General features: G+C 66.0%; 9 protein-coding genes. 3 read left to right on the top strand and 6 right to left on the bottom strand.

Translation table 11 applies throughout. The features are described 5' to 3' along the window. Together ACYQ2W_RS16950 and ACYQ2W_RS16945 are read right to left on the bottom strand one after the other, a co-directional pair. On the bottom strand, positions 1–638 hold a 638-nt coding region (locus ACYQ2W_RS16950), incomplete at its 3' end, for an RNA ligase partner protein (protein WP_459869617.1). Between the two features lie 460 nt (positions 639–1,098). Further along, complete coding sequence (locus ACYQ2W_RS16945; RefSeq protein WP_459869615.1) at positions 1,099–2,958, bottom strand: diguanylate cyclase; 1,860 nt, start codon at positions 2,956–2,958, stop codon at positions 1,099–1,101. Positions 2,959–3,447: 489 nt separating this feature from the next. Between ACYQ2W_RS16945 and ACYQ2W_RS16940 the strand changes: the two genes are divergently transcribed. The 3 genes from ACYQ2W_RS16940 (at position 3,448) to ACYQ2W_RS16930 (ending at position 6,452) form a co-directional block, all read left to right on the top strand. Continuing rightward, the gene (locus ACYQ2W_RS16940) at positions 3,448–4,416 is read left to right on the top strand and encodes a tyrosine-type recombinase/integrase (RefSeq protein WP_459869613.1); all 969 of its coding nucleotides are present in this window, start codon (positions 3,448–3,450) and stop codon (positions 4,414–4,416) included. Between the two features lie 103 nt (positions 4,417–4,519). Next, a complete protein-coding gene (locus tag ACYQ2W_RS16935) occupies positions 4,520–5,380 on the top strand; it encodes a sterol desaturase family protein (RefSeq protein WP_459869611.1) in 861 nt (286 codons plus the stop codon). A gap of 145 nt (positions 5,381–5,525) precedes the next feature. Continuing rightward, the gene (locus ACYQ2W_RS16930) at positions 5,526–6,452 is read left to right on the top strand and encodes an MBL fold metallo-hydrolase (RefSeq protein WP_459869608.1); all 927 of its coding nucleotides are present in this window, start codon (positions 5,526–5,528) and stop codon (positions 6,450–6,452) included. Here ACYQ2W_RS16930 and ACYQ2W_RS16925 read toward each other — a convergent pair. The 4 genes from ACYQ2W_RS16925 to ACYQ2W_RS16910 all read right to left on the bottom strand — a co-directional run bounded on the left by ACYQ2W_RS16925 (position 6,436) and on the right by ACYQ2W_RS16910 (position 9,973). Further along, the gene (locus ACYQ2W_RS16925; protein WP_459869605.1) at positions 6,436–7,158 is read right to left on the bottom strand and encodes a type 1 glutamine amidotransferase; all 723 of its coding nucleotides are present in this window, start codon (positions 7,156–7,158) and stop codon (positions 6,436–6,438) included. The two genes, ACYQ2W_RS16930 and ACYQ2W_RS16925, sit on opposite strands and share 17 nt — an antisense overlap. 82 nt (positions 7,159–7,240) lie before the next feature. After that, entirely contained in the window at positions 7,241–7,855 is a 615-nt protein-coding gene (locus tag ACYQ2W_RS16920; RefSeq protein WP_459869602.1) for a DUF4276 family protein, read from the bottom strand. After that, entirely contained in the window at positions 7,852–9,093 is a 1,242-nt protein-coding gene (locus ACYQ2W_RS16915; RefSeq protein WP_459869600.1) for an AAA family ATPase, read from the bottom strand. The genes ACYQ2W_RS16920 and ACYQ2W_RS16915 overlap by 4 nt, the downstream gene beginning before the upstream one ends. Positions 9,094–9,211: 118 nt before the next feature. Further along, on the bottom strand, positions 9,212–9,973 hold the full coding sequence (locus tag ACYQ2W_RS16910) for an FKBP-type peptidyl-prolyl cis-trans isomerase (RefSeq protein WP_459869597.1): 762 nt from the start codon (positions 9,971–9,973) through the stop codon (positions 9,212–9,214). Positions 9,974–10,053 lie beyond the last annotated feature (80 nt).

The raw sequence follows: 10,053 nt of genomic DNA, 5'->3' as shown, positions 1-10,053 counted from the left end.
TGGTTTGCTTCGCCGGCGGGTGGGGGCGGCTGCCCTTCTTCCTGCTCCGGTTCCCGCTCCAGCGTCTCCATGATCCGCCGCAGGTGGCGCGACTCGATCAGGCTGATCCCCACCTTGTCGGCCCACTTGCAGAGGCCTTCGTCGCCGGAGACCAGGGTGGCGTCCATCTCGTAGGCGAGCAGCAGCACGTCGACGTCCTCCTTGCTGTCGATCACCCCCTGGCGCAGCGCCTCTCGGTAGCGGTCGCGCAGTCGGGCGATCAGCCGTCCGCCGTCACCCTCGGCACCGGCGCTACCTCCGGCGTAGGCCATCTTGGTCAGCTCCTCGGCGATGCGCAGCCCCTTGTCGACCCGCGAACGCAGCTCCTCGATCAGCTCGTAGACCAGCTCGCTCGGCACCATCAGGGCGTAGCGCCGCGGTGAGCGCAGCTTCACCACCGACTGGAACTCGGCGGCCAGCTCGCCGAGATTGCGCATCTTGCGCAGCTCCTCGTAGACCGAGCCGGGCATGTAGAACTCGGCGTGGGTGCGGCGGGCCCGCCGGATGAATTCGGCGATCGCCTCCATCGGATCGGTGGAGAACTGCTTGTGGACGTCCGGGTTGGTGAAGAGCGAGGTGTCGAGGATGAAACGCTGCATGGGGCACCGGGGGAAGGGGTACTTTATTCCCCAAGGTTATGCGCGTTGGGTGGCGGGAGGTCAAGGTCGTCGGGTGGCAGGCGACAGGCGAAAACGTCTCGCTCCGGTCGATCTTTTCGCCTTGTTGGCTTATGGGGTTGGGGAAGGCCTTCGGATGGCGTAGGTCGTCGCTACCGCGGCGACGCAAGCGGAAGCAGTGGCATTGGGGATGGCGGTCTCTTTCCGGCGGCTTCGTCCCGTTCGGTAGGGTCGGCGCGAGGTTTGCCGGGAGTGCCTTCGTTTGCGTCGCCGCGGTGGCGACGACCTACGTTTCGTCGGAGGGAGCGTTGGCGTGTGAGAACGGTCTTGGAAAAAAAGTTTCAGAAAGGATCGATGCGGAATCAAGTACCGGCATCACCCTGACGCCTGACAAAAAAACGGCGACCCGAGGGCCGCCGTTTTCACCGATAGGGATGGGGACCTAATATTCCTCGGCGTCCTTCCACATCTCCGGTTCGAAGTGGATCACCCGGTTGCGCCCCTGGTCCTTGGCCTTGTAGAGGGCGACGTCGGCGTATTTGACCGCCTGCCAGAAGGTGTCGGAGTCGGTGGGGAAGTCGGCGATGCCGATGGAGATGGTCTTCTGCAACAGCGCGTTGGGCACCTGGATCTTCGTCTCCTCCACCGTGGCGCGGATCTTCTCCGCCACCTCGTCGCCGGTGTGGTCGACGGTGTTCTGGAGGATAATCATGAACTCCTCGCCACCGTAGCGGATCACCAGGTCGGAGGCGCGCACCGTCTGGCGGAACACCTTGGCCAGCGTCTTGATCACGGTGTCCCCGGCGTCGTGGCCGTAGGTGTCGTTGACCTTCTTGAAATAGTCGAGGTCGAGCATCAGGATCGACACCTGCTGGGCGTTGCGCTGGCTGTTGGCGATCAGCGTCTCGACGTACTCCTCCAGGAAACGGCGGTTGTGCAGGCCGGTCATCGGGTCGCGCAGGTTGGACTCGCGCAGGGTGTCCATCAGCCGCTTGGCCTCGATCACCGGCGCCGCCTCGCGCAGGTAGACGTTGATGAACGGCAGCAGATCCTGGAAGTGGTGTCCCTCCTCGCGGCTGACCACCACCTGCACCACGCTGCCCACCGAGCCGGACTGGATCACCGGGAGGCAGATATGCTGCAGCTCGGGATCACCGGTGGGGCGGAAGGAGTTGCAGATCATCGGGGTCTCGATGGAGTCGATGGTGTGGCCGGTGCGCCGCGCGCGGCACGCCTCGGAGCGCACCAGGATCGACTGGTCGCACCACTTGCAGTCACTCTCCGGCTGGCCGTCGACGACGATCGGGATCATCCGGTTCTTGCTGTTGGCCACCTCGTAGATCGAGAAACGCTCGACGTAGAAGTCCTCGTGGAGCACCCGGGCGAGGCGGCAGTAGACCTCCCGTTTGGTCTCGTCCTCTTCGATCGACTGCTTGAAGTGGGCTGCCTCGATCAGCGCCTCGACCATCCCGATGGTGTTGGTGAGCAGGTTGCGGTTGGCGCTGGGGGGGTTGCGGATCAGCTGGCTGACGTTGTTGCTGATGGTGGTGAGGCCGCCGTGGAGGAAGTCCATCAGGTGGTTGAGGTCCTCGGCGATCTGGCCGATCTCGTCGTTGGTGTGGCGTTCGATCTTGGTGGTGTAATCGCCCTGAATGGCGCGACCGACCGCCTGCTGCACCTCTTCGGCGGTGGAGACCAGCGGCTTGGTCAGGCGGCGGAAGAAGAGCATGGTGCCGAGGGCGAAGAGGCTGACGGCGGCCACCATGGCGATGACGGTGACCAGCGCGCTCTCCTTGAGCTGGCCGATGGAGACGGTCAGGGTCACCGCGCCGAGCACCGTGCCCACCGGCACCGCGTGGCACTGCCTGCAGTCGGGGTCACCACTGCCGTCGACGATGAACGGGATGGTGGAGCGGAAGATCGGGTCCATCCCCTCGTCGATCAGCTTGAAGTAGGGCTTGCCGGTGGAGAGCACCCGCTGTTCGATCTCGTCGCGGGGCTGTTCGCGGTTGAGTCCCTCGCCGTACTGTTCGATGACGTCGGGGCCGCGCACCACCCGCGCCTCCTTCAGCCCCTTGATGGCGGAGAGGCGACGGAGAAAGTTCTCGCGCTTGTTGATCACCCCGTTGACCATCGACTCGGTGAGGTTGACGCGCACGATCTCGGCGGCGACCCGGGCGTGCTCCTCGGCGGAGGCGATGGAGAAGTGGCGGAACGAGAGCAGGCTGACCACGATCAGCGATGCGATCAGCACCACCGTCAGTCCGACGGAGAAAAGGGTGGTCTTGGTGGTCAGTTTCATTCCGGAATTCCCTTTTTGCAACAATCAGTTGTTACTATTTTTTGATTGTGCCCACGGCACGGCGGGTGGTCCGGACGCGCGGTCAAGTGTCGGATTGTAGCCCATGCCGTAGGGAGAAGGCGAGGGATGCGTACGGGAATTCCCTTGGGCGTTTCCTCCAGGCTGCGGTCATGAAAAGATGTAGTGCTTGCGTACCGCTTTGTGGATCTTCCGGATGGGGGAAATCGTTCATCGTCCATCGTGGGTGCGGTACGGGGAAGGGAGGAATACGGCGCGGAAGGAGTGGCTCAGGATGTAAATATAAGGTCAATGAGGAAATTCCCTGTTGACCGCTCGGTCAAATCCGGTAAATCTTCCCGCCTCGTAAATACTTAATCACGAGCGGCGCCCAGACGCCTGCGTCCGGCACCCCCCAGGAAGGAGAGCATCCGCGAAGGTACGCGGGTCCGGCGCCCCGTCATCGCCGTTCCGCGCCCCGGAGCCGCCCCCTTGAATATCCGCAAGGCCTGCGACCTCTTTCTCGACTACTGCCGCAGCAGCAAGAATCTGTCGGCCCACACCCTGCGGGCCTATGAGATCGACCTCAACGACTTCCAGCGTTTCGTCGGAGCGCGCAAGGGGGTCACCGCCATCGACAAGGCGCTGCTGCGCAACTACCTCGGCCACCTCAAGGAGGAGAAGGGGTTCAAGCCGACCACCATCAAGCGCCGCCTCGCCTGTCTGCGGGTGTTGTTCAGCTGGCTGGAGGACGAGGAGCACGTCGCCCAGACCCCGCTCTACCGCCTCAACGCCAAGATCGCGCTGCCCCACCAGCTCCCCCGGGCGCTGACCCGCGAGGAGATGGGCAAGCTGCTCACCTACTGGCGGCTGCGCCTCGACCTGCCGCCGAAGGCCCAGGTGGGGCCGCGCCACCTCGCCTCGCTACGGCTGACCCGGGACTTCACCGCCTTCACCGGGATGATCGCCGCCGAGCTGCTGTTCGCCACCGGCATGCGCGTCGGCGAGCTGGCCTCGGTGCGCCCGGAGGACATCAGCCCGGACGGCGAGGTGATCACCATCGTCGGCAAGGGCAACCGCCAGCGCCGGGTGTTCGTCTCCCGCGCCGAGCTGCGCACCCTGGTGCGCACCTATCTGGAGACCCGTACCGAGCGCTTCCCCGCCGCCGAGGCCGCGCTGGTCACCCCCCAGGGGGCCGACGCCTCCACCCAGTACCTGCGCCAGGTGATCACCCGCGGCGCCAAGCAGGCGGGCATCCGCCGCCGCATCACCCCGCACATGATCCGCCACACCGCCGCCACCATGCTGCTGGAGGAGGGGCTCGACATCCGCTACGTCCAGCGTCTGTTGGGCCACCAGTCGATCGCCACCACCCAGCGCTACACCCACGTCACCGACGAGGTGCTGCAGAAGCTCCTCGGGGAGAAGCACCCGCGGGGGCGGGTGATCGGCGAGGATTGAAGTTGCAGGTGGCCTGAGCTTCTTTCCTCTTCGGTCGGGTGTTGGTGGATGGGTTACCATATCGCCTCCACCGGCGTGGGCCGGTCGACGGTGAGGTGTCTCCTTGGATCAGGCGTGGATTCTCGACCATGAGCCGGCCATCCGGCTCGGCTGCTTTCTCGGCGTCTTCGTCGCGGTGGCATTGGCCGAGTGGTGGGCACCGCGTCGTCGCCCGCTCCTCCCCAGGGCCGCCCGCTGGGCCCACAACATCGCCCTGGTGGTGCTCAACAGCGTGCTGCTGCGGCTGCTCTTCCCCGCCGCCGCGGTGGGGGTGGCCGCCTTCGCCGCCGGGCAGGGGTGGGGGCTGCTGCACCACTACGAGGTGCCCGCCCTCCCCGCGCTGATCGCGGCGATGCTTGTGCTCGACCTGGTGATCTACCTCCAACATGTGATGGTCCACGCGGTGCCGGCGCTGTGGCGGCTGCACCGGGTGCACCACGCCGATCTCGACTACGACCTCACCACCGGCGCGCGCTTCCATCCGTTGGAGATCCTCCTCTCGATGCTGATCAAGTTCGCCGCCATCGTGGTGATCGGCCCGCCGGTGGCGGCGGTGGTGCTGTTCGAGGTGGTGCTCAATGCCACCGCCATGTTCAACCACGGCAACCTGCGCCTGCCCGAGGTGCTGGATCGGTGGCTGCGCTGGATCGTCGTCACCCCCGACATGCACCGGGTCCACCATTCGGTGGAGGACGACGAGGCCAACTCCAACTTCGGTTTCAACCTCCCCTGGTGGGATCGCCTCTTCGGCACCTACCGCGACCAGCCCCGCGCAGGTCACCAGGGGATGACCATCGGCATCCACCACTACCGCGACCCGCGGCAGGTGGATCGGCTGCCCGGCATGCTGTGGCTGCCGTTCCGCGGGCGGGTTACCGAATATGCGATCAATCGCCGCCGCTGGGATGGCGGGGATGGTGAATAGCGTCGAACGAACCGCAGATTTCGCAGATTGACGCAGATTTTTGTTGTTTAATCAGCGTCAATCTGCGAAATCTGCGGTTGAACCCGCTTGTTGCGGGGCTGCTGGCCCCGATCGTTACGAATCACTCTCTCTCTTGGAGCGAAGCATGCCTAGACTCCCCGCAATCCTGTTCTTTCTTGGCCTTTCCTGGGCGGGCCTCGCCCACGCCTTCGAGACGGTGAAGGTCACCGACCGGGTCTATGCCCTGGTCGGCGACCTCGGCCAGCGTTCGCCGGAGAACCTGGGGCACAACATGACCTCCGGCTTCATCGTCGGCGGCGACGCGGTGGCGGTGGTCGATCCCGGCGCCTGTTACCAGGATGCGGAGCGGATCGCGGCGGCGGTTCGCGGGGTCACCGACAAGCCGATCCGCTGGGTGATCGATACGGGGGGGCAGGACCACCGCTGGCTGGCCAACGGCTGGTTCAAGGCGCACGGGGCGACCATCATCGCCTCCAGCGCCGCGCGGGCGTTCATGGAGGCGAACGCTGAACGGCAGCTGGCGGGGGTGCGTAAGCGGGTGGGGGCAGGCTGTGACGGCACCGAGCCGGTCTACCCGGACGTCACCTTCGACGACCGCCATCCGCTCGATCTCGGCGGGGTGACGGTGGCGCTGCGCTATACCGGCGGCGCCCATACCCCCGGCGACATCTTCGTCCAGCTGCCGCAGAGCGGCGTGCTGTTCACCGGGGACGCGGTCTACGCCCAGCGCCTGCTCGGCCTGTTCGAGGGGCTGCAGCGCTGGATCGCCAGCCTGGAGGTGATGCGCGACGAACTGAAGCCGCAGGTGGTGATCCCCGGTCACGGCCATGTCACCGATCTCGACGAGGCGCTGCGCGACAGCTACGGCTACCTCACCTTCCTGCGCGATCGGATCCAGGCGCGCATTGACGACGGCGCCTTCGATGCGGTGGAGGCGGCCCAGGGGCTCGACCAGTCCGAATTCTCCTACCTGAAGAACTGGGATCAGCTCAGCTTCCGCGCGATGAACGCCCAGCGGGCGGCGGAGGAGCTGTTCAGCTCGCAGCCCTGACCCGGGTGAGCCAGGCGCCGTAGAGGGCGTCGGCCACGCGGTGCAGCCGTGCCATCCGCCCGTCGATGTCGTCGGTGATCCGCTCCAGGCTCTGCGCGCAGGGCGAGCCCAGGTCGAGGTCCGAACCGTAGCGGGCGAGCCACCTTTCGAGCATCTCGCGGGTCATCTCCAGGTGGAACTGCATCCCCAGGTGGTCGCCCAGGGCGTAGGCCTGATTGCGGTAGCAGCGGCTGCGCAGTAGTGGCAGGCTTCCGGGGGGGAAGGAGAAGGTGTCGGCGTGCCAGTGGAAGGTGTCGAAGCGCGCCGGCAGACCGTCGAGCCAGCCGTCGGCGGCGCCGTTGAGCGGCTCCCCGTCGACGGGTTCAAGGGGGTGCCAGCCGATCTCCATTCCCGCGCCGCGGGTCACTTCGCCGCCCAGCGCCTTGCTGATCAGCTGGCCGCCGAAACAGACCCCCATCATCGGCACGCCTGCCTCGTGGGCGCGGCGGATCAGCGCCAGCTCGTCGGCGAGCCACGGCAGGTCGTCGTTGACGCTCACCGCCGCGCCCATGAAGACCAGCCCCGAGACCTCCTTCACCGCCTCGGGCACGGGGTGCCCCTCGTCGATGCAGAGCAGCTCCCACGGGGCGCCGTGGCGGTCGAGGAACTCGCCCAGATAGCCGGGGCCTTCGCAGGCGAGGTGGCGGAAGATGCGGATCGGTTTCACTGTGGCTGGGCGGAGGTGAGTGGTTTGCAGGGGGCGCGGGATTGTGGCTATCCGGCGCCGTTTCCGGTGCAGAGGCCGTTTTTCACACCGCCTCCGCAATCGCGTCGCGGAACAGGGCGAAGCTCCTTGAGTGGCAGCGGGATGGGTTGAGATGCGCGCCGATTGTGCGGGCGGCCTCCACCTTGCGCAGTCCCCCGGTGAAGTAGCCATGGCGCTGCATCACGCGCTCGAACGCCTCCCAGGTGCCGCCGGCGATTGCGTCGGGATCACGATACGCCGCCTTGTTTGGGATGTTTGCCGACACCCTCGGGTAGGCGTCGCGAACCGCACTCCACTCGCCGAAATACCACGCCTCCAGCTCTTCGATGGCGATGCGGTTGACCACCTGCCAAATGGGGTGTCCGGAACGTGAGCGGGAGGTCAGGCCTGCCTCGCTGGCGTCTCGTTCCATCCGCTCCTTGAGGGCGACACAATCGTCGTCGTCGCGATCCAGCACGACGACGATTCGCCAGTCGGCGGGCAGCCAAGTGGCGTAGCCGCGCAGACGTGCACGAAGCTTTCCGAGCATGTCGCTCTTGCCCTGAAACGGATGTATCTCGAAGCCGCACTCTGGAGGCAGCTGATTGGGCAGAAAGGCGCGGAGAAAGGCCTCCATGGAAGGCTCTTCGACCAGGAATACCAAATGCGAGGCCCTCATCGGCCGCGCCCCCCCAAGGGGCGGGTCGGTGCCCCCTGGTTGACCAGCGGGTCTCCCACCCCCAGTTGTCCCTCCATCCAGAGGTGACCCAGCAGCGCGCCGTGCTGGACGAACTCGGGCACTCCGGGCAGGTCGCAGGCGCGCCGGGATTGGGTGTAGCCGTGATCGTCACGCCACAGTACACGCACCTCTTTCGGGTGTAACGCATTGAGGAAAAAGGGCGAATGGGTGGTCACCAGGAGTTGGGTGCGATCACACGCCGCACGGCACTCCTCCGCGAGCTCGGGCAATAGGCGCGGATGCAGGAAGTTCTCCGGCTCCTCGATGCCGATGAAAGGGGGTGGGCTTGGGTCGTAGAGCAGCACCAGATACGCCAGCATCTTGAGCGTGCCATCCGATGAGAACTTCGCGAGCACCGGATCGTTGAACGGGGCGTCCTTGATCTGCAACAGCAGGCGGCCATCGCGCATGGGGTCGGCTACCACCCTTTCGATCCGTGGAACCCGTTGGCGCAATACGCTGAAGATGGTATCCAGGCGTTCGCCATGCAGTTCGGTCAGGTGCTGGATGACATTCGCCAGGTTGTCGCCGGTCTTGGTCAGTCGCTCCTGCGGTCCCGCCTCCGGTTGGCCGCGCGCGCTGTCTGCCGAGAGGTAGGAGACGTACCAGCCGGTGATGAAATCGCGCAGCGCCGCCACCCGGGGATGCTCCGCGAACTGCCCCAATGCATTGACCGCCAACAGGTCGGGGGACTTGAGAGGGATATCCAGCCGCTTGTCCTGCTCATCCGGCAGTTCACCGCTGGTTGCCCGCCCCTGGCCGGCCCGATAGTCGATAAAGCGGAAAGGTTTTCCACTCTTGCCGCGACGCCACTGTAGCCACTCCTCGACCACCGTCGGTCCCCTCGGGCCTTCATCGACCGCTAAGTGGTAGGTGATCAGCGGGAAGCCGGGTTCGCGGTATTTGATCTCGATGATCACCGGCCCGTCGGCGCCCCGGGTCTTGAGCTCCTTGGCCTTTCCGCGTTTGTCCCAGGCCCGGCGCAGGCCGAACTCGAAGCAGTCGGCGAGAAAGGCGAAGACGTCGAAGACCGTCGATTTGCCGCTGCCGTTCGGGCCGAGTAGCACCGTGAGCGGGGTTAGCTCCTTGAATTCAACCTCCCGCAGCGCGCGGAAATTCCGCACCTTGAGATATTCGATCCGCGCCGGTGTGTGGGGCGGGGGGGGGAGTGTGTGCATGTGGGCGCCTTCAATGGACTGCGACGGATTTCTCCGCGAAACCGCGGAGTCCGTCAGGTCGATTCCCGATGATCCGGTCGAACCGAATTACATCGCGGTTGGCCCGGAACGGCAACCTTCAGGAACAGCGCTCCCCGCTGACGAACTTGGCGCACGTCTTGTTCACCGGGTGCCCCTCCTTGATCCAGCGGGTGATGCCGTCGGTGACGTTGATGATCCCCGGATAGCCGGCGCGCTCGCTGAGCGCACCGGCGAGCGCCGCGGTGCGGCTGCCGGTACGGCAGATCAGGGCGAAGGACTCCTCCTTGCCGACCACCTTCTCCAGCTCGGCGGGGAAGTCGCGGACCAGCCGGCCGCGGCCGTCGAAGGCGGTGAGCAGCACGCTCCCCTCGATCACCCCGGTCTGTTTCCACTCCTCCGGCCGGCGGATGTCGATCAGCTTGGTGCCGTTGGCGAGCAACGCCTCCAGTTCGGCATTGTCGACGCTGCGGAATTTGGGGGCTTCGGCGCCGAGCAGCTCCACCTCGAAGCGCAGGGTGGCGTTGGCGGGGATCACCCCGCCGGCGCCGCGCTCGCCGTAGGCCAGCTCCGGCGGGATGGTCAGCTCGCGCTTGCCGCCCACTTTCATCCCCTCGACCCCCTGCTCCCAGCCGGGGATCACCTGGCCGCGGCCGAGGGTGAAGGTGAAGGGCTTGCCGCGGTCGACGCTGGAATCGAACTTGGTCCCGTCCATCAGCCAGCCGGTGTAGTGGACGGTCACCTTGGAAAGGGGCTGGGCGAGCGCGCCGTCACCGGTGGCGAGATCGTGGATCTTCAATTCGCCGGCCAGGGCGGAGGCGGCGACGAGCAGGGCGCAGAGCAGGGTCAGCAGGCGGGACATCGTGGGGTTCCTGGGTTCTTCGAGGTTGGAGCCGGATTCTGCCACAGCCGGGATGGGTCGCCCAACGGGGGGCTGAGTAC

The organism is Endothiovibrio diazotrophicus (assembly GCF_054657215.1).
This window is presented reverse-complemented; position numbering and strand designations above follow the sequence as displayed.

Bases quoted from the DNA above. Each gene is read 5' to 3' on its own strand.
- ACYQ2W_RS16915 (WP_459869600.1), bottom strand. From the start codon at position 9,093: ATGCACACACTCCCCCCCCCGCCCCACACACCGGCGCGGATCGAATAT.
- ACYQ2W_RS16920 (WP_459869602.1), bottom strand. From the start codon at position 7,855: ATGAGGGCCTCGCATTTGGTATTCCTGGTCGAAGAGCCTTCCATGGAG.
- ACYQ2W_RS16930 (WP_459869608.1), top strand. From the start codon at position 5,526: ATGCCTAGACTCCCCGCAATCCTGTTCTTTCTTGGCCTTTCCTGGGCG.
- ACYQ2W_RS16910 (WP_459869597.1), bottom strand. From the start codon at position 9,973: ATGTCCCGCCTGCTGACCCTGCTCTGCGCCCTGCTCGTCGCCGCCTCC.
- ACYQ2W_RS16945 (WP_459869615.1), bottom strand. From the start codon at position 2,958: ATGAAACTGACCACCAAGACCACCCTTTTCTCCGTCGGACTGACGGTG.